Here is a 20,774-nt window from a genome sequence, read left to right as displayed (position 1 = left end):
CTCTTCCTGGTGGCGGGATGCGGTCTCAGAGGGCCGAGATGGCGCAGGCGTCCTTCGGGGCGTAGAGCCGGGACCAGGTGCTGGGGCCCACGACGCCGTCCGCGCCGCCTGTGGTCGCGTTGCAGGTCTGCACCCAGTGGACGCCGGCCAGCGTCCTCGGGCCGTAACCCCCGTCCTCCTCCAGCCAGTTGGGGTACCCGCTGTAGTAGTTGATCAGGCACTGCACCTGACGGACCGCGTCACCCGTGCTGCCGGGGTCGACTGTGGGCCGGGCCGCGTCGTCGATGTAGTCGCAGTTGGTCTCGGCCGCGGCGGCGCTCGCGGCGGTCGCCCTGGGGGCGCCGGTGAGGAGTGCCCCTCCCGCGGCCAGTGCCAGTACGGCGGCGGCGTGGACGAGAGCCGAGCGGTGGACACGTGTGCGCATACTGTCTCCCCAGAAAATGCGGCGGTCGAGCGGCGTGTCCTCCCCCGTCGGGACACGCCGCTCGACCGGCCGGAACACTCAGCGCGAGTCGGCGAACCTCGCGAACGCGGCGCGGGTGCCCGAGCCGGCGTCCCCGTCGATGCCGCCCGTGTAGCCGTAGCTCTGCAGCAGGCGCTGCAGCGCCTTGATCGTGTTCACGCCCGGGTCTCCGTCGATCGCACCGGTGTAGCCGTAGTACGTCGCCAGGCAGCGCTGGAAGGCCTTCCAGCTGTTGGTGCCGAGCTCTCCGTCGATGCCGTCGTTGTAGTTCCAGTACGTCGCCAGCCAGCCCTGGACCTTCTTGGCCCGCGCGGAGCTGAGACCGAAGTTCTGCGTCGCGAGGATGCTGGCGGACTGGGTGCTCGCCGTGGCCTGGGTGGCAGGCGCGGCAGCCGCGAACCCGACGCTCGTGCCCAGCAGGCTTCCGCCGGCAATCGCGGCGACGGTGGCGGCACTGATGAGTGACCTGGACAAAATACTCGGTCGCATTCGTTTCCCCACAGGATCGTTGGTCGCACGGATCTTTTTTTGGACGATCCGTGAACGGCTTCCGATATGACCTTGTCAGTCTCCTCACAGCATCGACATACTTTTCCGCCTGAGCGTAAAAGCCATGGTCAGGGGAGGGACTTGAATGCTCCGAATCCACTTCACGGACGCCGATCTCGCGCGCGTTCAGGTGGCGGCCAGGCCGGATCCGCTCTGGGAAATCTGCTTCAGCCTGCGCCGTTTCCAGAGCCGCAAGGGCCTGTGGGCGTACGCCGATTGGCATCGCAGCGCACGCGAGGCGCTGTACGCGAAGGGCCTCGCGCCCGTCGTCCGCAGCGTGTTGCGTCCCCTTTATCCAGGGGGAACCTATTTTCCGGACTTCCTCACGCCCGCCGAGGCGTCCGAAGGTCTGGACGCGGGCCTGGAGGCGATCCTTGACGTCCCCCGTAAGCGTGTGCTGCGAGAACTGAACATTCTGGACCAAGTGAACGGTGCTCCCGACTGGACCCGGCAATTACCCGACATCACGACGCGCAAGGAATTCGTCCGAACGATCCGGACTTATTACGACGTCGCGATCCGTCCGCACCGCGATCACATGCAGGCGCACGTCGACGCCGACCGCTCCGCCCGCGCCCGGGACCTGCTGGACGGCGGCACGGACGGGCTCCTGGCCGGGCTGGGGCCGTATATGCGCTGGCGGCGTCCCACGCTCGAGATCGACTACTGCGAGGACCGTGACCTGCACCTGGACGGGCGCAGCCTGACGCTGGTCCCCTCGTACTTCTGCTGGGGCGGCCCGGTGTCGCTGGCCGACTCGGATCTCCCGCCCGTGCTCGCCTACCCACTGCGGCATGCGGCCCCCCGCACCGACGAGACCGGTGCGCAAAAGGCCCGGGCCCCGCTTTCCGCGCTCCTGGGCGAGACCCGCGCCATCATCCTCCGGGCGACGGCCACAGGCGCCACGACCGGCGAACTCGCCCGCGCGGCAGGGGTCTCCGCGGCGTCCGCCACCCGCCACACCACCGTGTTGCGCGACGCGGGCCTCCTGGTCAGCCACCGCCACGGCCCGTCCGTCCTGCACACCCTGACGCCCCCGGGCGCCGCCCTGCTGCGGGCCGGCGGACAGAACTCCCGGACGGCCCCGGTCTGACATCGGGCAGGGGAGCACGAGGCGTCCGGCATCGGGGCACCCCGGCGCAAGCATCGGGGGCACCCCGCGGCGTCCCGCCGCAGAGTGCCCCCGACTCCGTACAACCGCTTGCTTGCCTTGCCCCTACTCGGCCGCCGCGTCCGCCGCCTGTGCCCTGAGCGCACGCTCGATACCGGAACGGGACTCCGAGACGAGCCGCCGCAGGGCCGCGTTCGGCTCGGCGGCGGTCAGCCAGGCGTCCGTCTTCGCCAGGGTCTCCTGCGACACCTGGACGGCCGGATAGAGGCCGACGGCGATCTGCTGGGCGATCTCGTGCGAGCGCGAGTCCCAGGCGTCCTTGACCACCGCGAAGTACTTGTCGGTGTACGGCGCCAGCAGCTCGCGCTGGTCGGTCTGGACGAAGCCCCCGATCACGGCCTCCTGGACGGCGTTCGGCAGCTTGTCGGACTCGATGACCGACGCCCAGGCCTCCGCCTTGGCCTCCGGGGTCGGACGGGCCGCCCGGGCGGTGGCGGCGTGACGCTCACCGGCGGCCGTCCTGTCCCGCTCGTACTCGCCCGCGATCTCGTCCTCGTCGAAGCGCCCGACGGCCGCCAGCCGCTGGACGAACGACCAGCGCAGCTCGGTGTCGACGGCCAGCCCCTCGATGGTCTGTGTGCCCTCCAGCAGCGCGCCCAGCAGGTCCAGCTGCTCCGGCGTACGGGCCGTGGCCGCGAAGGCGCGGGCCCAGGCCAGCTGGTGGTCGGAGCCGGCCTCGGACGTCCGGAGGTGGGCCAGCGTGGCGTCCGTCCAGCGGGCCAGCAGGACCTCGCGGGCGGCCGGGTCGGCGTACAGCTCGATCGCCAGCTTCACCTGCCGCTGGAGCGACTGCACGACGCCGATGTCCGACTCCTTGCCGATGCCCGACAGGACGAGGGAGAGGTAGTCGCGGGTGGCCAGTTCGGCGTCGCGGGTCATGTCCCAGGCGGAGGCCCAGCACAGCGCGCGCGGCAGGGACGCCTCGAAGTCGCCCAGGTGCTCGGTGACGAACGCGAGGGACTCGTCGTCGAGGCGTACCTTGGAGTACGACAGGTCGTCGTCGTTGAGCAGGATCACGGCCGGACGACGCCTGCCGACCAGCTGCGGTACGGCCGTCAGCTCGCCGTCGATGTCCAGCTCGATACGCCCGGTCTCGTCGTCACGGAGCAGCTTGCCGCTCTCGTCGTCGAGGTCGTACAGGCCGACGGCGATCCGGTGCGGCCGGAGCGTCGGCTCGCCCTTGGCGCCGGCGGGGAGCGCGGGGGCCTCCTGGCGGACGGCGAAGGAGGTGATGACACCGTTCGCGTCCGTCTCGATCTCGGGACGCAGGATGTTGATGCCGGCCGTTTCCAGCCACGACTTCGACCACGCCTTCAGATCGCGCCCGGAGGTCTCCTCCAGGGCACCCAGCAGGTCGCTGAGCCGCGTGTTGCCGTACGCGTGCTGCTTGAAGTAGGCCTGCACGCCCGCGAAGAACGCGTCCGTGCCGACGTACGCGACGAGCTGCTTCAGTACGGAGGCGCCCTTGGCGTACGTGATGCCGTCGAAGTTGACGAGGACGTCGTCGAGGTCGCTGATCTCGGCCATGATCGGGTGGGTGGACGGCAGCTGGTCCTGGCGGTACGCCCACGTCTTCATGGAGTTGGCGAAGGTGGTCCAGGAGTGCGGCCAGCGCGAGCCGGGGGCGTACGCCTGGCAGGCGATGGAGGTGTAGGTGGCGAACGACTCGTTCAGCCACAGGTCGTTCCACCACTCCATGGTGACGAGGTCGCCGAACCACATGTGCGCCAGCTCGTGCAGGATCGTCTCGGCGCGCGTCTCGTACGCGGCGTCGGTGACCTTGGACCGGAACACGTACTGGTCCCGGATCGTGACCGCGCCCGCGTTCTCCATGGCACCGGCGTTGAACTCGGGAACGAACAGCTGGTCGTACTTCTTGAAGGGGTACGCGTAGTCGAACTTCTCCTGGAACCACTCGAAGCCCTGCCGGGTCACCGCGAAGATGGCGTCGGAGTCGAGGAACTCGGCGAGCGAGGGCCGGCAGTAGATACCGAGCGGCACGGTCTGCCCGTCCGCCTCGTACACACTGTGGACCGAGTGGTACGGCCCGACGATGAGCGCGGTGATGTACGTGGAGATCCGGGGCGTCGGCTCGAAGCGCCAGACGTCGTCCTTGGGCTCGGGCGTCGGCGAGTTGGAGATGACGGTCCAGCCGGACGGTGCTGTCACCGTGAACCGGAAGGTCGCCTTGAGGTCGGGCTGCTCGAACGAGGCGAACACGCGCCGCGCGTCCGGCACCTCGAACTGGGTGTAGAGGTAGGCCTGCTGGTCGACGGGGTCGACGAAGCGGTGCAGGCCCTCACCGGTGTTGGTGTAGGCGCAGTCGGCGACGACGCGCAGCACGTTGCGCCCGGCCAGGAGGCCCGGCAGAGCGATCCGGGAGTCCTTGAAGACCTCGTCGGGGTCGAGAGCGTCCCCGTTGAGCGTCACCTCGCTCACGGTCGGGGCCACCAGGTCGATGAAGGACTCCGCGCCGGTCTCGGCGGAGTCGAAGCGCACTGTGGTCACGGACCTGTAGGTGCCGCCCTCCTGTGCGCCGGAGAGGTCGAGCTCGATCTCGTACGAGTCAACGGTGAGCAGCTTCGCCCGCGCTTGCGCCTCTTCGCGGGTCAGGTTTGTGCCAGGCACGCGGTCATCTCCTCGTTATGTGTCGGTTGCGTCATCCTTCCATGGGATCCGCGGCCGACGCGATGTCCAAAATCCGCCGGTGAGCGGGGCGGACAGGCGCGAACGTGGAGCCATGACGACGCACACGACAACACGCGCGAAGGCACGCATCACGTACGCCGTACGCCCCATCGGTCCACTGATCCTCAAGAGGCTGCGTTCTGCTGACGCTGCGGGACGCGAGTTGGTTCCCGAAACCGACACGGAGGGCGGCTCACCACTCCGCTGCTGCCTGCGCGACAGCACCCCGGGCGAGCGCATCGCCCTCGTCTCCTACGCCCCGCTGCGGCAGTGGGCGGCGGAGACGGGGGCCGACCCCGGGGCGTACGACGAACAGGGGCCGGTCTTCATCCACGCGGAGGCTGAGGCTTGCGCCGGGCCGGCGGTGGGGGAGGGGTACCCGTTCCCGGGGGAGCGGCGGGTGCTGCGGCGGTACGACGGGGCGGGGCGGATCGTGGGCGGGCTGCTGGTGGAGGGGGTGGACGAGGCGGCGATCGAGGAGGCGTTCGCCGATCCGGGGGTGGCGGTGGTGCATGTACGGGCGGTGGGGTACGGGTGCTTCCTCTACGAGGTGAGGAGGGCGCCGTAGGGGGTTGTTTTCGCCCCCGCCGCCCCTACCCGTCCCATCTCTGGGGGCTGCCGCCCCCAGACCCCCGCTTCGGCCCTGAAGGGGCCTCGTCCTCAAACGCCGGACGGGCTGGAAATGTCGGCCGGCGCTGGTATTTCAGCCCCTCCGGCGTTTGAGGAGCGGGGGTTCGGGGGCAGCGCCCCCGAGGAAACCTCGGTTACTTGCCGCTCAGCTCCACCGCCACCAGCTCCGCGATCTGTACCGCGTTCAGCGCGGCACCCTTGCGGAGGTTGTCGCTGGAGACGAAGAAGGCGAGCCCGTTCGCCGCCGTCTCGTCGGCGCGGATGCGGCCCACGAACGACGCGTCCTGGCCGGCCGCCTGGAGGGGGGTCGGGATGTCCGACAGGACGACACCGGGCGCCCCCGCCAGCAGCTCGGTCGCCCGCTCCACCGAGAGCGGGCGTGCGAACCGCGCGTTCACCTGGAGCGAGTGCCCCGAGAACACCGGCACGCGGACACACGTACCGGACACCTTCAGCTCCGGGATCTCCAGGATCTTGCGGGACTCGTTGCGGAGCTTCTGCTCCTCGTCCGTCTCGAACGAACCGTCGTCCACCAGATTGCCCGCCAGCGGCAGCACGTTGAACGCGATCGGCCGCTTGTACACCTGCGGCTCGGGGAAGTCGACCGCCGAACCGTCGTGCGTCAGCTTGTCCGCGTCGGCGATCACCTTCTGCGCCTGCCCGTGCAGCTCAGCCACACCCGCCACACCCGAACCGGACACCGCCTGGTAGGTCGCGACGACCAGCGCGTCGAGGCCAGCCTCCGCGTGCAGCGGACTGAGGACCGGCATCGCGGCCATCGTCGTGCAGTTCGGGTTGGCGATGATGCCCTTGGGGCGGTCGACGATCGCGTGCGGGTTCACCTCGGACACCACCAGGGGTACGTCCGGGTCCCGGCGCCACGCCGACGAGTTGTCGATCACGACGGCACCCTGCGCGGCGACCTTCTCCGCCAGCGCCTTCGAGGTCGCGCCGCCCGCCGAGAACAGCACGATGTCGAGGCCGGTGTAGTCGGCCGTCGCCGCGTCCTCCACCGTCACACCGTCGAGGACCGACCCCGCGGACCGCGCCGACGCGAACAGCCGCAGCTCGCTGACCGGGAACTCTCGCTCGACGAGGATCCTGCGCATGACCGTGCCGACCTGACCGGTGGCTCCGACGATTCCGACCCTCACGGCGACTCCTTCTGTATGGCGCTGTATCGCGCGACCGGTTGCGTGACCGGCGCATTTCCATCATGCGTCCCACCCGGGGCAACATGTCCAATCCTTTGCCCGGCATGCCCGAGGAATGGGACGGGACACGGGCCCCGCCCGGTTGCGATCGTCCGGCCGCACCTCTCCTGAGCTGGAGAAACCCGCCTGGTGCAGACACTCGGGCGCAAGCTGTTCGGGCCCGGGCCGACCGGGGGCCGGCGGGGCCAGGGTCTCGCTTCGGTAACGGTGTGACGCACGTCTCTGCTGCGGCCGAACGTTTTGGCCGCCCTCGGCGTCGTAGAGAAAACGCGGCGAGGGGGAGGGTGCTTGTGCTGCGCAGAAAGGCCCGGCGCGTCCAGGAGGACGACCACGGCGACCCGCTGGACACGGCGCAGGAGCGCAGGGTCCGAGCGGTGCTCGCCCTTGGCGGCGTGCCGCAGGCGGACCTGCTGGACGGGGTACAGCAGGTCCGCCTGCGGCTGCTGGAACGCACCGCGAACGGACACGAGGCGCCGCGTGACGTGTCGGCGTGGGCGGCGGTCGTCGCCTCCAACCTCGCCATGGACTGGCATCGGGCGAAGCGGCGCCAGGAACGGCTGGGGGAGCGGCTCGCCTCCCTGCGCCAGCCGGTGGCCCAACCCTCCGGCGAGGAGACGAGCCTGCTCTCCCTCGCCGTCGCCCGAGGGCTCGACGACCTGCCCGACCCCCAGCGCCAGGTGCTGGTCCTGCGTTTCTTCGCCGACCTGCCGGTACGCGGGATCGCCGAGGAACTGGGCATCCCGGAGGGCACGGTCAAGAGCAGGCTGCACACGGCGGTACGGGCCCTGCGCGCCCGCCTGCACGAGGACGAGGTGGTGTGACATGGCCGCCGAATACGACGGCGTGGACGCGTTGATGGCCGCGCTGACCGACGATCCGCTGCCCGAAGAGGCCCTCACGGACGCCGACTTCATGGCCGAGCACTGGTCGGCGGCGGCCGATGTGGCGCTGCTGCGCGAGCAGTTGGGGCTCATCGGGGGTGCACTGGCGTCACAGGAGCAGGAACGCACGGAGCCGGCATCGGCGGCGGTACGTAAGCCGCTCCGGGTCCGGGTCCGGGTCCCGGTCCGGGAACGGCGGTACTGGCGTCCGCTGCGCACCCTCGCCCTCGGTGTCGCCGCAGTGACCGCGGCGGGGACCCTGCTCACGGGGGCGGGGTGGCTCCTCTCGCAGGCCGGGAACGGGGCCGACGACTCGGCGGCGTCCACGACGTCCGACTCGAAGAAGGACAGCGCCAAGGACGGGGCCGGCTCGGGTGAGCTGAGCAACGCAAGATACCTCGCCTGCGCCCGTCTGGTCGTCGAGGGCACGGTCACCGCCGTCGACCCCGGGCCCGGAGCCGGCTTCAACGCCGGACAGGACCGAATCACCCTGCGCGTGGCCCGTTACTACAAGCCGGACAAGGGCCCGGCCGAGGTGACGTTCGTGATGGACCAGGAGGTCGACCCCCGGCTGACGGTTGGCGGCCACACCCTGATCGGCATCCCGGCGGGCGCCGGATCCCCCGACACCTGGATCACCGGCGAGAAGCAGATCGCCGCCCAGCGGGCCTGGATCACGGCCAGGCTGCCGGACTCACGCACCGTCCCGTGCGAGTGAACCGAGAGCCGACCGAGAAGGAGTGAACCGCGTCTGAGACGCAAAGGGGCGGGCGCCCGGTACCAGGTACCGGACGCCCGCCCTGTGGTCGTGCCTACCGCTACGGCGTGACCTTCTCGATCTTCACGTTGCCGATACCGGCGACCGTGCCGTGCGCGTTCACCAGGGACACCTGGCCGAAGAACTCACGGCCCGCCGGCGCGACGGCCGAGGCGACGATGTTGCCGGAGACGGTCGCCGAGGCGCCCGTGCCGAGCTTCACCGGGGTACCGGCGACCTGGATGGAGCCCAGGGCGGCCGAGTAGAAGACGTCCTGGTAGTCGTACGCGGTCGTACCGGCCGGGATCGCGTAGCCGACGACCTCGACGGTGTACGTACCGGCGGCGGGCGAGGCGATGGAGACCGCCTCCTCCGAGTCACCGTCGGCGGAGGTGCCGACCGCGGTGCCGGCCGCGTTGTACACGACCAGGTCGAGGTCGGCCGCCGTGTCGGAGACGTTGCCGATGGAGACGTCCAGGGACGCGGCGCCCGCGGGCACCTCGACCGTGGTCGTCTGGGTCTCACCGTCGGCGATGGTCGGACGGGCGTTCAGGGCCGAGCCGAGCGGACCGCCGGCCAGCTTGCCGTCGACCGCGGCGAGGTTGTTCGTCACCTTCCAGGAGGCGGCGATCGGCGTGCCGACCTTGGCCTCGGGGACGGTCACGACCTCCGGGTCGAAGGTCGCGCCCAGGAGGGTGGCGTCCAGCTTGTACGGGTTGTCGAGCAGCGGCGACGTACGACGCGACTCGACCTCGACCTCCCAGACACCGGCCTGCGGGTTCGGGTACGAACGCACGTCGGGCGCGCAGCCGTTGGTGTTCGGGTAGTTGCTGTAGCAGTACGGCGTGCCCGTGTCCTCGACCGCGACACCGTACGGGTGGATCGAGATGAACCGGGTCTGGCTGGTGGCCGCCAGTCCGCTGATCGCCACCTCGAGGGCCTTGGCGCCCTCGGGAACGGTCAGGAAGTAGGACTGGGTGCTGTTGCGCTGCACCGAGTTCGACGCGGAGAACGTGTACTTGACCGGCGTCGAGACCACGACCGTGGTCAGGATCTGCTTGTCGATGCCCTCGGTCTTCGGGTCGTCGACCTCGAGGATCGCGCTCTTGATGCCGGCCGTGGCCGCCTTCGCGGAGACCTTGACGGTGACCGGCTTGTTCAGCTCCAGCTTGACCTCGTCGGAGCCGACAATCTTGAAGGTGTGACCGGCGTTGTTCTCGAAGTGCAGCTCGTGCCGGATCGCCTTGTCGGGACCGGACGTACGCGTCACGGTGATGTCGTACGACTTCTTGACGCCGGCCTTGAGGCCACCCTCGCGGTCGTACAGGCCGGTGCCGAAGCCCGGGGTCTTCAGCGCGAAGTCGATCGCGGTGTCGACCGGGGCCTTGACCGTGTAGTCGTGGGCGGTGGCGCCGTCCTTGATGGCCTTCCACGCGTCCACGATGTTGATGAGGCCGGAGCCCTCTTCGTACGCCTGCGTGTCCTTGATGTGGTCGGCGTTCGAGACCAGGGCCGTGCGGAGATCGGCCGGGGTGAGGGCGATGCCCTTCTCCTTGGCGGCCGACAGCAGCAGCGCCGAGGCGCCGGCGGCCTGCGGGGACGCCATCGAGGTGCCCTGGAGCATCGAGTAGCCGGCCGGGAGGGTGTAGCCCGACTGGGCGACCGGGGAGCCGGGCAGCCAGGTCTGCGTGGTGTTGATCGCCGCGCCGGGCGCGGTGATCGTCGGCGTGAAGCCGCCGTCCTCACGCGGGCCGCGCGAGGAGAACGGCATCATCGCGTACTTCTTCGAGACGACCGAGCCGTAGTTGGCCGCCCAGGTCTCCTTCGAGATGGACGCGCCGACGGAGATGACCTTGTCGGCCAGACCGGGGTCACCGATCGTGTTGGCGCCCGGGCCGGAGTTGCCGGCCGAGATCACGAGCTGCACGCCGTACGTGTCGATCAGACGCGTGTACAGCTCGGCGCGCGCGTTGTTGCCGTCGTTCAGCGCCGGGAGGCCGCCGATCGACATGTTGACGATGTCGACGCCACGGTTGACGACGAGGTCGATCATGCCCTCGGTCAGCGCGACGTTGGTGCAGCTCGGGCCGAAGACACAGGCACGCGACGAGACGAGCTTCGCGCCGGGTGCGGCACCGTTCATCTTGCCGCCGAACAGGCTGTTCGCCGCGGTGATACCGGCGACGTGGGTGCCGTGCTCGGACGAGATCATGCCGATGTTCGCGTAGTCGGCCTTCGCGCCGGCCGCGTTGTAGACGACGTCCTTGCGGATCTCGACGACGAACGGGATGCGCTCGACGACGTCGGTCGCCGGGTTGTCCGTCCCGAAGTAGCCGACCTGGTAGCCGTCCTTGTACGCCTTCATCGGGGTGTCGTCGGTGAAGTTGTGGTTGTCGTTCACGTCGACGGTGACCGTGCCGGCGGCGGCGTTGTACAGCGCGCCCCAGGCGTCGGTCTTGTCGCCGTCGCGGTTTACGTCACCGGCCTGGTCACCACCGGCGGTGGCGGCCTCCAGGAAGTAGTTGAACTTGTAGTCGCCGGCCGGAGCCGTGAAGTTCTCGGTGCCCTGGCTCCGCGTGGTGACGGAGAAGGCCGGTCCGGAGACCGCCCTGCTCATCTGCAGCCAGCTGCCGTCGCCGTCGGCGACCGGGTCGGTGGACGTCACCCAGTCGACGATCTTGCGCTCGCCGGTGGTGGTCTTCTGCAGCGCGGGGTGCGCCAGGTCGATACCGGAGTCGAGGATGCCGATGGTGATGCCCCGGCCGTCCGCCTTCGGGTTCTTCTTCACGAAGTCGACGGCGCCCGTCTCGAACGACGGGTTGTACGGGTTCTTGGCGGGCGTGTTCTTGTCCGGCGCCGCGTAAGTCTTGGTGGCACTCCCCTTGGAGGCGGAGGAGGCGGAGGAGGCGGAGGAGGCGGAGGAGGCGGAGGAGGCGGTGTCGGCACTCGGCGTCGGGTCGTCCAGTGGGATGTCCTGACGGAGGTCGATCCCGTGCACGGAGGAGAGCTTGGCGGCGGCGGCGATGGCCGCGTCCGCCTTCGCGGTGGGAACGGTCGCCCGGACGTAGCCGACCTTGTCGAAGGCCCGGCCGACGAGGCCGCCCTGGACCGCGTCCAGCTGCGCGGCGACCTGCTCGGTCTGGCCCGGCGCGGTGGCGATCATCATCGTGACGGTCTTGTCACCGTCGGCCTTGGCCTCGGAGAGGAGTTCGGCGTCGTCGGAGCCGAGCTTTGCGTGTGCCGACTTGACGGAGCCGTCGGCCGGGGCCGCGTCCTTCGCCGTGTCCGCGGAGAAGGCCATGGGTATGGGCCCAGCCGCGGAGAGCGCGGCCACCAGTCCGGCGGCGACGGCTATGCGCGCCACGCGTCTCGCGCCCGAGATCGGTGCGGGCTGAGGGGTGAGGGTCATCGGCATCCCTTGTAGGTAAAGGAGCGTGCGTTGAGCGGCCGAGTTGATCGACCTTGGCCAAGAGCGTCCGGAATGCGACGCCTGACGGTCACATAGCTTTACCTAAGGGGCGGATGTTTGGTGATGGTTGACCGAAACGATACGAACGAGTGGGGAAAACCCGCGATGCGCTTTGACTGGATGAGTCAGAATCGCGGTGTTTCGTACTCGGCGTCCTGCGTCGTACCCGGCGCCGTCCGGAGGCAATCCACCTGAACATTCCAGCCCCGCACGCTAACGTCCCCATATGCGCAAGACGCTGCGGGTCGCCGCGTACGCCGTTGTCGTCCGCGACGGACAGATCCTGCTCGCCCGCAGCCCCGCCGACGGGGGCGGCCACGAGTGGGTGCTGCCGGGCGGCGGCATGGAGCACGGCGAGGACCCGTACGACACGGTCCGCCGCGAGCTCATGGAGGAGACGGGCTACCGCATCGACGTGAGGGGCCTACTGGGCATCGACTCCCGCCGCCGTACCTTCACCCACCGCCGGTGGCGCCCGGTGGACCACCAGGGTTTGGCGTTGGTCTACGAGGGTCTGGTCACCGGCGGCGAACTCCGCCCGGAGACGAACGGCTCCACGGACCTCGCCGCCTGGCACGACCTGGACGCGGTGGCGGGACTGCGGAGGGCGCGGACGGTGATCGTCGGGCTGGAGCTGTGGCGGGAGCGGCCGGTCACGGGGAGGGTCGTGCAGGCGGGCGAGTAGCTCACCTACCCCGTCAGATGAACACGGAGTGACCGACTCCGGGCCGTTCGCCGTGCGGTCGTGAACGGGCAAGGTGGCCCAAGATCCACGTACGGAGATCGGCGTCGCGCGTTGCTGCCTCGTTCACGCGCAGGTCATCCCCAGTGCCAAGCATCCAGAGTGAGCGGGAAGTTCGCGACTGCGATCGCCCGTGACCACGTCCGACGCGTTCGTACTCGGGGAGACCGCGCCATGTCGCGCACACGCTCTGTCGTCAGCTCCACGCACGAGGTCAATCGACGTACGGTACTCGCCGCGGCCGGGGCGGCGGCCGTCTCGGCGGGTGTCGGCTACGGGCTGCGGCCCAGTGACAGCCAGGCCGCCACAGTGGCCGAATCCGCAGTCGCCGAGGGTCCGGTGGCCGTGCCCGGCCAGGCGGTGCCGGCCGCGCTCGCCCCGTCCACCCGGGGCACCACGCTCAACACCGTCTCCGCGCCCCTCGGCACGGGCGGCTACCGGCGCCTCGGCGAGGGCCCGGCATGGGGACGGGTGGTGCGTACGGATCTCGCGTCGCCGCACTCCGCCCGGGCCGCCCGCCGGACCACGATGGCGGCCTTCGTCCAGTTCACGGACCTGCACCTGACCGACGTACAGCACCCGCTGCGCCTGGAGTACATGCGTTCGGCCGACCGGCACGCCTGGCGCCCGCACGAGGCGCTGTCGGTGCAGGGCGCGACCTCGCTGGTCGAGCGGATCAACGCGCTGAGCGGAGCCCCGGTCACCGGCTCTCCACTCGACTTCGTGATGACCACCGGCGACAACACGGACAACAACGCGCGCTCCGAGCTGGAGTGGTTCATGAAGGTGATGAGCGGCGGCCGGATGACACCGAACTCCGGTGACCCGCGCCACTACGAGGGTGTCCAGAACAGCGGCCTCCCGCTCTACTGGCAGCCGGACTCCGTCACCCGCGACTCCGACAAGCAGGACGGCTTCCCGCACATCGAGGGCTTCCTCGCGGCGGCGATACGCGAGGTGCGCAGCCCCGGCCTGAACCTGCCCTGGTACTCGACGGTCGGCAACCACGACTCCCTCCCCCTCGGCTGCTACGCCTCCCAGAGCGACCCCTTCCTCACCGACTTCGCGGTCGGCGGCAAGAAGCTGATGGATCTGCCGACGGCGCGCAGCAAAGCGCTCCAGGACCAGATCAGAAGCTCCGACGACCCGAGGGGCGTCCGCTTCCGGGAGCTGATCCAGGCCCACACGCGCGACCTGCGCTCGGTCACCCCGGACGAGAACAGGGCCCCGTTCACCCGGGCCGACTATCTGAAGGCGCACCTGGACCCGGCGTACGCGGGCGAGGGTCCGGTGGGCCACGGCTACTCGACGGCCAACCTCGACTCCGGCACCCAGTACTACACCTTCCGCATCTCGGACGACGTCGTCGGCATCAGCATCGACACCACTGACCCGGGCGGCCACTACCAGGGCTCGATCGACGCGACCCAAGTGCGCTGGCTGGAGCGGACGTTGGAGGAGCACGCGAAGGCAGGATCGTACGCCGTCGTCTTCAGCCACCACACCAGCCAGTCGATGACCAACACCCACCCGGACCCGGCCCACCCGGACGAACGGCGCTACGACGGTTCGGTCCTCCTGGCCCTCCTCGCCAGTCACAGCAACGTCCTGGCCTGGGTGAACGGGCACATCCACCGCAACGTCATCACCGCGCACTGGGCGCCGGACAACCGCTCGTTCTGGGAGATCTCGACGGCCTCACACGTCGACTTCCCCCAACTGGCCCGTGTCATCGAGCTGGTGGACAACCACGACGGCACGCTCTCGCTGTTCACGACGCTGGTGGAGTCGGCGGCCCCGCACCGGACGGACTACGCGGACCTGTCCCAGACGGGACTGGCGGCGCTGTACCGGGAGTTGTCGTTCAACGCGCCGGGAGCGCGGATGGATCTGTCGGGGGACGCGGGGGACCGGAACGTGGAGCTGGTGCTGAAGAAGGGCTGACGGTTGAAGAAGGGCTGAGGTCACGGCGTGAGGATGATCTTGCCGAGGGCGGTGCGGCCGGAGGACTCCGCCAGTTCCATGGCCGCGGCGGCCTCGCTCAGCGGGAAGCGGGCGGCGATCCTCGCGGTGAGGACGCCGTCGCGCAGCAGACCGAAGACATGGGTGAGGTCGGTGCGCGTCCGGGCCCGGAACGCCTCGCGCTTGGCCGAGTCGGGCTTTCCGGCGCCCGACCAGACGTCGTAGAAGCTCGCGTGCCTGCCGGCGAGCCGGGCGGCGAACTGCCGGCCGACGCCGGCACGCAGAGCACGCGGACCCCGCTGGACCAGGCGATGGCGCTGCTCGTCGACCTGCTGACGAGCGTTCAGGACGCGGGCGAGGCCGACGCGACGAAGACCGACGCCACGACCGGCGACCGAACGCTGGACGGGCAACTCCGGCAGTGGGCCCGCTCCCAGGGGCGGCCGGACATCACACCGGGCGTCGCCCGCGCCGCCCTCCTGATCTGGTCGCGGGTCCACGGGATCGTGAGCCTCGAACTCACCGGCATGTTCGACAGCCATTCCCTGGAGGCGCACCGGTTGATCGACCTGGAGATCGACGGCGCTGTTCGGTCGCTGGAAACGCCCAACCCCTGATCGGCCGAGCCAGGTGGTGGGGGCGAGGTGAAGGGCCGGGTCGGCGGGGTTCCTGGAGTCGCGGACGGCTGTGCCGGGGAGGCTCGGCGCAGTCAAAGGCCGAGAAGCGCTCAACCATCCCGCCCCAGGCAACCTCCGGCCCACCCACCGTGTCCCTCCCCCCGACCGCCACCCGGCGGAACAAGGGGGAACGGCGTATGTCAGTCACCAAGAGGTCGGTCCACAAGCGGCTGCTGGGGATGGCCGTGGCGACCGCCGTCGCGGCGGGCGCGTTCGCGGCGCCCGCTGTGGCGGCACCGGCCGAACGGGGCGGTGGACACGCGGCCACCCGCGACGCCATGAACGCCGCCGTCAAGGACGGTGTACCCGGTGTGGCCCTCCAGGCCAAGGACCGGCACGGCGTCTGGAAGGCGACCGCCGGTGTCGGCAACCTCAGGACCAAGCAGCCGCGCAGCGCCGACGACAGCTTCCGGGCCGGCAGCATCACGAAGACCTTCATCGCGACCGTCCTGCTCCAACTGGAGGCCGAGGGACGGGTGTCGCTCGACGACACCGTCGACAAGTGGCTGCCCGGAGTCGTCCGGGGCAACGGCCACGACGGACGGAGGATCACCCTCCGCCAGCTCCTCAACCACACGAGCGGCATCTTCAACTACACCGACGACGAGCAACTCCAGAGCGAGATCTTCGTCCCGGAGGGCTTCTTCAAGAACCGGTACCGCACCTGGACGCCGGACGAGATCGTCAAGATCGCCATGGGCCACAAGCCGGAGTTCACCCCGGGCGCGAGCTGGAGCTACTCCAACACCAACTACACGATCGCCGGCATGGTCATCAAGAAGGTGACCGGCAACTCGTACGGTGACGAGGTCCGGCGGCGCGTCATCAAGCCGCTCGGGCTGCACGGCACGTACATGCCGGGTGCGAACCCCAGCGTCCCCGGGCCCAGCAGCCGTGCCTACTCAAAGCTCGGCGAGAACAGCACCGGCAAGATCTACGACGTCACCGAGATGAACGCCTCCGTCGCCAACTCCGCAGGCGAGCTCATCTCCAACCCCGGTGACCTGAACCGCTTCTACTCGGCCCTGCTGCGCGGCAAGGTCCTGCCGGCCGAGCAACTCACCGAGATGAAGACGACGGTAGCCGCGGGGGCCGTGGGCGGACGCTACGGGCTCGGGCTCATCGAGAACAAGCTGAGCTGCGGGGTCACCGTCTGGGGCCACAGCGGCGGCATCCACGGCTCCAGCTCCGTGGCCGTCACCACAGCCGACGGCAAGCACTCCCTCGCCGTCAACTTCAACGGCGACTGGAGCGGCGACCTGCTGAAGGTCGGCGAGGCGGAGTACTGCGGGACCAAGTAGGGCCGCACGAAGAAGCACGGGGACACATCACGGGGACATACGGGGACACGTGAGGAGGGGCCCCGGTCGCCCGGCGGCCCCTCCTCTCCCCTCCTGGTACTGCCCGGTCCGTCACTACCTGGGCAGTACCACGACATACGCCGCCGGCTCGCGGTCCCCCGACGCCATCAGAGCCGTACGTACGACAGTTGCCTGCTGGTCGATCGCCTCGCGCAGCTTGCGCGGGGTGATGTGGACGACCGTGATGCCCAGCCGCTCCAGGTGCTCACGCTTGTTGGCGTACTCCGACCAGAGCGCGTCGTCCTCCTGCCGGTGGCCCGGAAGCGGGGTGCGCGTGTCCAGCTCCACCGCCACCGCCTGGTCGGGCCAGTAGGCGTCCAGGCCGCCGAGGTGGGGGCCGCCGGGCAGACGCAGATCGACGTTCCAGACCGGGTCCGGGAGGCCGTGTTCGCGCACCATCCGGTACAGCCGGTCCTCGGCGATCGCCCTGCCCTCCGCGAGCAGGGAGTCGACGGCGTCCACGACATGCGGCCGGTTCAGCAGTCGGCCCTGGTTCAACTCCCGTACCACCGAAGCCGGTTCACAGTGGCCGCCGCGCACCGCGTCGGTCAGCAGCCGGCGTACGGCGCCTGCGTCCGTGAGTCCGGCCACGGCGTCGGCGAGGGCGCGCGCCACCGGCGCGACCGGCAGTCCGTCGATCAACTCGGGCGCGGGCAGCGCCGAGGAACGGACGATGCGGACGCAGCCCGTCGAGCGCAGTCGGCGCAGCCGGGGGACCAGGACGTCGAAGGTGTCGAGGGACAGCAGCGGCGGCGCGGACGAGAAACCGTGCAGGGCGAGCGCGGCGAGGCCGGTGATCATGGCCTCTCCGTAGACCGGACGGCCGCGCTCCCGGTACGGCTCCTCGGAGTCGGGCTGGGCAGGGATCCCCGTCGCGGCCCGCTCCTTCGCCGCGTACAGCAGCACCGCGTGCAGCCGCTCCTCGCTGGTGGGCGGGCCCGGGTGCAGCAGGAACACGCCCGGCAGGATCTGCTGCCAGGGTCCGCCGGTCCGGCACTGCTCGTTCGCCTCGGCGGGCGCGACGCCGTTTGCCCGCAGCTGCGCGGTGGTCAGTACCCGGCGCTGTACGTGCGACAGGTGGCGGAAGGGGCGGGTGCTCGGGGAGAGCGGGGTGTTGTGGGTCATGACTCCGGCTTTCCCGTGTCCGATCCGTCCCCTAACCCCTGTTACACGCTCGTCGACAATTCCGGACAAGCTCGTCCTAAAGTGCAAGCGTTCGAGTGCCGAAAGGCGCTGGTCCATCCGGGGGTTACGGGGCCGAGTGCCCGGGTTCGGTAACGGCGGGATCGGCGGGCTCAGCTGGGCCGGTGGGATCGGTGGGGTGTCGGGGGCAGCGGGGTCGGACTCGATGTCCGCCGCCCCGCTGCCTATCGGTGGCGCGCACGCTTCAGGCGCCGCCCGGGTCGTGCCGCGTGCAGCTCTCCGGCAGGCATGCGGGCGCCGCCGGACAAGTCGCCCCACGTCACACGCCCCACCTCACACGGGATGCCACGGGATGCCACGGGCGCCCGGGAGGTGGGGGCCTGAATCACCCCGTGGAGCGATCCCTCACCGCGGCGCCGCCACCCCGTCGCACGCCTGTGCCCGCAGCGCACGCGCCAGGTCGTCCCGTGACTCCAGGACCAGGCGGCGCAGGGCCGGTGCCGCGTCCGCGTGGTCCGTCAGCCATGTGTCCGTCGCCGCCAGGGTCTCCGGTGAGTCCTGGAGGGACGGGAACAGGCCGCGTACGACGTCCATGCCGATCTGGATGGAACGGTCGGCCCACGTCCGCTCGATCACCGCGAAGTACTTCTCCGCGTACGGCGCGAGGAGGTCCCGCTGCGATCCCTGGACGAAGCCCGAGATGGTGGCCTCGACGAGGGCGTTGGACAGCGCGTCCGACTCGACGACCTGGGCCCATGCCTGTGCCTTGACGGCGGCAGAGGGGCGGGCGGCGAGGCAGCGGACCTGGTGGCGCTTGCCGGACGCCGTGTCGTCGCGGGCGAGTTCGGCGGCGACCGTCTTCTCGTCGGCAACGCCGTGTGAGGTGAGCGGCTCCAGGAACGTCCAGCGCAGCTCCTGGTCGACGTCGAGGCCGTCGATCTTCGCGGTGCCCTCCAACAGCCCCTGGAGCAGCTGGAGGTCGGCCTCGCTCGACGCCACGGCTGCCAGGAAGCGGGCCCACGTCAGCTGGTGCTGGCTGCCCGGTTCGGCGAGCCGGAGCTCCGTCAACGCGCCCTCGGCGAGCAGACGTTCGCCGGTAGCCCGCCAGTCGGGCGCCGTGTAGTGGGCGAGCGCGGAGCCGGCCCAGGCGTGCAGCATCTGGAGGACGCCGATGTCCGACTCGCGCCCCGCGAAGCGCAGTACCAGGTCGATGAAGTCCCGGGCCGGCATCAGTGCGTCCCGCGTGAGGTTCCACAGCGCGGACCAGCACAGGGCGCGGGCGAGCGGGTCGGTGATGTCACCGAGGTGCGCCCGCAGCGTCGCCAACGAGCCTTCGTCGAACCGGATCTTGCAGTACGTCAGGTCGTCGTCGTTGACGAGAACAAGGTCGGGGGCCTCGCTGCCGACCAGCTCACCGACCACGGTGCGTGGCCCGTCGACATCGACCTCGGCACGCGCGTACCGCTCCAACGCCCCGTCCGGCGAACGCCGGTAGAGGCCGACGGCCACCCGGTGGGGCCGCAGCTCGGGGTGCGACTCGGCGGCCTCCTGGAGCACGGCCAGCTCGGTGATCAGCCCGTCCGCGCTCAACAGCACTGCTGGGGTGAGGGAGTTGACCCCGGCGGTCTCCAGCCAGGCCCGCGACCAGGAGGCCATGTCCCGCCCGCTGGTCTCCTCCAGCACGGACAGCAGATCGCCGAGGCGCGTGTTGCCGTACGCGTGCCGCTTGAAGTAGCGCCGCGCGCCTTCGAGGAACGCGTCCGACCCCACGTAGGCGACGAGCTGCTTGAGTACGGAGGCACCCTTGGCGTAGGTGATGCCGTCGAAGTTGAGCTTGGCGTCCTCCAGGTCGCGGATGTCGGCCGTGACGGGGTGCGTGGAGGGAAGCTGGTCGGCGCGATAGGCCCAGGCCTTGCGGTTGTTCGCGAAGGTGACCCAGCCGCTGGTGAAACGGGTCGCCTCGACGAGCGAGAAGGCGCCCATGAAGTCGGCGAAGGACTCCTTGAGCCACAGGTCGTCCCACCACTCCATGGTGACGAGGTCGCCGAACCACATGTGGGCCATCTCGTGCAGGACGACGTTCGCCCGCCGCTCGTACGCCGCCTGCGTCACCTTCCCCCGGAAGATGAACTCCTCGCGGAAGGTGACGAGCCCCGGGTTCTCCATCGCGCCGAGGTTGTACTCGGGCACGAAGGCCTGGTCGTACTTCCCGAAGGGGTACGGGTAGTCGAAGTGGTCGTGGAAGAAGTCCAGCCCCTGCTTGGTGACGAGGAAGACGTCGTCGGAGTCGAAGTGGGGGGCGAGACCCTTGCGGCACATGGCGCCGAGGGGGATGTCGAGGGTCGTACCGTCGGCGAACGTACGTGAGTACGAGTCGGTGACGTAGTGGTAGGGCCCCGCCAGGATGGTGGTGATGTAGGTGGAGATCGGCTTGGTCTCGGCGAACCGCCACACACCGTCGACGAGTTCCCCGACGCCGTTGCTCCACGCGACCCACTCCTCCGGCGCCCGCACCTCGAACCGGAAGGGGGCCTTCAGGTCGGGCTGCTCGAAGTTGGCGAAGACACGGCGGGAGTCGGCGGGCTCGTACTGCGTGTACAGGTACACCTCGCCGTCCTCGGGGTCGACGAAGCGGTGCAGGCCCTCGCCGGTGCGGGAGTATGCGCACTGGGCGTCGACGACCAGCTCGTTGTCCGCGGCGAGATCCTCCAGCAGGATGCGCGTGCCGTCGAAGACGGCCCCCGGGTCGAGATCCCGGCCGTTGAGGGAGACGGCGGTCACGCCGGGTGCGATGAGATCCGCGAAACTGGCGGCGCCGGGCTCGGCACACCGGAACCGGACGGTCGTCACGGACCGGAAGGTCCGAGCCCCGCCCGCACCACTCCCGCCGACCGGGTCACCCAGGGCGGACCGCACGTCGAGGAACACCTCGTACCCGTCGACGGACAGCAGGGCGGCCCGTTCCCGGGCCTCGTCGCGGGACAGATTCTCACCGGGCACGGAACACTCCCTCGGTTTTTTCACCAGTACGGCCGACCAGCACCGATCCTGCCACGCACGACTGACA

16 protein-coding genes are annotated in these 20,774 nt (G+C 70.0%); 8 read left to right on the top strand and 8 right to left on the bottom strand.

Annotated elements, in window-relative coordinates:
• Positions 1 to 25: 25 nt before the first annotated feature.
• Both G3I56_RS01515 and G3I56_RS01510 read right to left on the bottom strand, forming a co-directional pair.
• Positions 26 to 424: a peptidoglycan-binding protein gene (locus tag G3I56_RS01515; RefSeq protein WP_164406673.1), complete on the bottom strand. Its 399-nt coding sequence runs from the start codon at positions 422 to 424 to the stop codon at positions 26 to 28.
• 78 nt (positions 425 to 502) lie between these two features.
• The gene (locus tag G3I56_RS01510; protein ID WP_164406672.1) at positions 503 to 952 is read right to left on the bottom strand and encodes a peptidoglycan-binding domain-containing protein; all 450 of its coding nucleotides are present in this window, start codon (positions 950 to 952) and stop codon (positions 503 to 505) included.
• A gap of 145 nt (positions 953 to 1,097) precedes the next feature.
• On the opposite strand from G3I56_RS01510, the gene G3I56_RS01505 reads away from it, so the two are divergent.
• On the top strand, positions 1,098 to 2,105 hold the full coding sequence (locus tag G3I56_RS01505) for a winged helix-turn-helix domain-containing protein (protein ID WP_164406671.1): 1,008 nt from the start codon (positions 1,098 to 1,100) through the stop codon (positions 2,103 to 2,105).
• Positions 2,106 to 2,228: 123 nt separating this feature from the next.
• Here G3I56_RS01505 and pepN (G3I56_RS01500) read toward each other — a convergent pair whose 3' ends face one another.
• A complete protein-coding gene (pepN, locus tag G3I56_RS01500; RefSeq protein ID WP_164406670.1) occupies positions 2,229 to 4,811 on the bottom strand; it encodes an aminopeptidase N in 2,583 nt (860 codons plus the stop codon).
• Between the two features lie 112 nt (positions 4,812 to 4,923).
• On the opposite strand from pepN (G3I56_RS01500), the gene G3I56_RS01495 reads away from it, so the two are divergent.
• A complete protein-coding gene (locus G3I56_RS01495) occupies positions 4,924 to 5,439 on the top strand; it encodes a DUF1203 domain-containing protein (protein WP_164406669.1) in 516 nt (171 codons plus the stop codon).
• Between the two features lie 196 nt (positions 5,440 to 5,635).
• On the opposite strand, the gene G3I56_RS01490 is transcribed toward G3I56_RS01495, so the two are convergent.
• Entirely contained in the window at positions 5,636 to 6,655 is a 1,020-nt protein-coding gene (locus tag G3I56_RS01490) for an aspartate-semialdehyde dehydrogenase (protein ID WP_164406667.1), read from the bottom strand.
• Between the two features lie 344 nt (positions 6,656 to 6,999).
• On the opposite strand from G3I56_RS01490, the gene G3I56_RS01485 reads away from it, so the two are divergent.
• Entirely contained in the window at positions 7,000 to 7,536 is a 537-nt protein-coding gene (locus tag G3I56_RS01485; RefSeq protein WP_343239831.1) for a sigma-70 family RNA polymerase sigma factor, read from the top strand.
• Between the two features lies 1 nt (position 7,537).
• On the top strand, positions 7,538 to 8,314 hold the full coding sequence (locus tag G3I56_RS01480; protein ID WP_164406663.1) for a hypothetical protein: 777 nt from the start codon (positions 7,538 to 7,540) through the stop codon (positions 8,312 to 8,314).
• A 100-nt stretch (positions 8,315 to 8,414) separates the two neighbouring features.
• Here G3I56_RS01480 and G3I56_RS01475 read toward each other — a convergent pair whose 3' ends face one another.
• Positions 8,415 to 11,762 carry a S8 family serine peptidase gene (locus G3I56_RS01475; RefSeq protein WP_164406661.1) on the bottom strand — a complete coding sequence of 1,116 codons (3,348 nt, stop codon included), beginning with the start codon at positions 11,760 to 11,762 and terminating at the stop codon, positions 8,415 to 8,417.
• A gap of 286 nt (positions 11,763 to 12,048) precedes the next feature.
• On the opposite strand from G3I56_RS01475, the gene G3I56_RS01470 reads away from it, so the two are divergent.
• The gene (locus G3I56_RS01470) at positions 12,049 to 12,507 is read left to right on the top strand and encodes an NUDIX hydrolase (protein WP_164406659.1); all 459 of its coding nucleotides are present in this window, start codon (positions 12,049 to 12,051) and stop codon (positions 12,505 to 12,507) included.
• Positions 12,508 to 12,738: 231 nt separating this feature from the next.
• Positions 12,739 to 14,508, top strand: a complete 1,770-nt coding sequence (locus tag G3I56_RS01465; RefSeq protein ID WP_164406657.1) for a TIGR03767 family metallophosphoesterase — start codon at positions 12,739 to 12,741, stop codon at positions 14,506 to 14,508.
• A 20-nt stretch (positions 14,509 to 14,528) separates the two neighbouring features.
• Here the strand turns inward: G3I56_RS01465 and G3I56_RS43510 are convergent, their stop codons facing one another.
• Positions 14,529 to 14,939, bottom strand: coding sequence for a zinc-binding dehydrogenase (locus G3I56_RS43510; RefSeq protein WP_239134628.1), 411 nt, complete (start codon positions 14,937 to 14,939; stop codon positions 14,529 to 14,531).
• On the opposite strand from G3I56_RS43510, the gene G3I56_RS43505 reads away from it, so the two are divergent.
• Positions 14,838 to 15,143, top strand: coding sequence for a TetR-like C-terminal domain-containing protein (locus G3I56_RS43505; protein WP_239134627.1), 306 nt, complete (start codon positions 14,838 to 14,840; stop codon positions 15,141 to 15,143). The genes G3I56_RS43510 and G3I56_RS43505 overlap by 102 nt on opposite strands.
• A gap of 239 nt (positions 15,144 to 15,382) precedes the next feature.
• Positions 15,383 to 16,504, top strand: coding sequence for a serine hydrolase domain-containing protein (locus G3I56_RS01450; RefSeq protein WP_164407206.1), 1,122 nt, complete (start codon positions 15,383 to 15,385; stop codon positions 16,502 to 16,504).
• A gap of 114 nt (positions 16,505 to 16,618) precedes the next feature.
• On the opposite strand, the gene G3I56_RS01445 is transcribed toward G3I56_RS01450, so the two are convergent.
• Both G3I56_RS01445 and pepN (G3I56_RS01440) read right to left on the bottom strand, forming a co-directional pair.
• Positions 16,619 to 17,689 carry a hypothetical protein gene (locus G3I56_RS01445; RefSeq protein WP_164406655.1) on the bottom strand — a complete coding sequence of 357 codons (1,071 nt, stop codon included), beginning with the start codon at positions 17,687 to 17,689 and terminating at the stop codon, positions 16,619 to 16,621.
• A gap of 423 nt (positions 17,690 to 18,112) precedes the next feature.
• On the bottom strand, positions 18,113 to 20,707 hold the full coding sequence (pepN, locus tag G3I56_RS01440; RefSeq protein ID WP_164406654.1) for an aminopeptidase N: 2,595 nt from the start codon (positions 20,705 to 20,707) through the stop codon (positions 18,113 to 18,115).
• Between the last annotated feature and the right edge of the window lie 67 nt (positions 20,708 to 20,774).

This window comes from Streptomyces sp. SID12488 (assembly GCF_010548275.1).
Lineage (GTDB): Bacteria > Actinomycetota > Actinomycetes > Streptomycetales > Streptomycetaceae > Streptomyces.
This window is presented reverse-complemented; position numbering and strand designations above follow the sequence as displayed.

Bases quoted from the DNA above. Each gene is read 5' to 3' on its own strand.
- G3I56_RS01495 (WP_164406669.1), top strand. From the start codon at position 4,924: ATGACGACGCACACGACAACACGCGCGAAGGCACGCATCACGTACGCC.
- G3I56_RS43505 (WP_239134627.1), top strand. From the start codon at position 14,838: ATGGCGCTGCTCGTCGACCTGCTGACGAGCGTTCAGGACGCGGGCGAG.
- G3I56_RS01465 (WP_164406657.1), top strand. From the start codon at position 12,739: ATGTCGCGCACACGCTCTGTCGTCAGCTCCACGCACGAGGTCAATCGA.
- G3I56_RS01480 (WP_164406663.1), top strand. From the start codon at position 7,538: ATGGCCGCCGAATACGACGGCGTGGACGCGTTGATGGCCGCGCTGACC.
- G3I56_RS01445 (WP_164406655.1), bottom strand. From the start codon at position 17,689: ATGACCCACAACACCCCGCTCTCCCCGAGCACCCGCCCCTTCCGCCAC.
- G3I56_RS01475 (WP_164406661.1), bottom strand. From the start codon at position 11,762: ATGACCCTCACCCCTCAGCCCGCACCGATCTCGGGCGCGAGACGCGTG.
- G3I56_RS01450 (WP_164407206.1), top strand. From the start codon at position 15,383: ATGGCCGTGGCGACCGCCGTCGCGGCGGGCGCGTTCGCGGCGCCCGCT.
- G3I56_RS01470 (WP_164406659.1), top strand. From the start codon at position 12,049: ATGCGCAAGACGCTGCGGGTCGCCGCGTACGCCGTTGTCGTCCGCGAC.
- G3I56_RS01505 (WP_164406671.1), top strand. From the start codon at position 1,098: ATGCTCCGAATCCACTTCACGGACGCCGATCTCGCGCGCGTTCAGGTG.
- G3I56_RS01510 (WP_164406672.1), bottom strand. From the start codon at position 952: ATGCGACCGAGTATTTTGTCCAGGTCACTCATCAGTGCCGCCACCGTC.
- G3I56_RS01515 (WP_164406673.1), bottom strand. From the start codon at position 424: ATGCGCACACGTGTCCACCGCTCGGCTCTCGTCCACGCCGCCGCCGTA.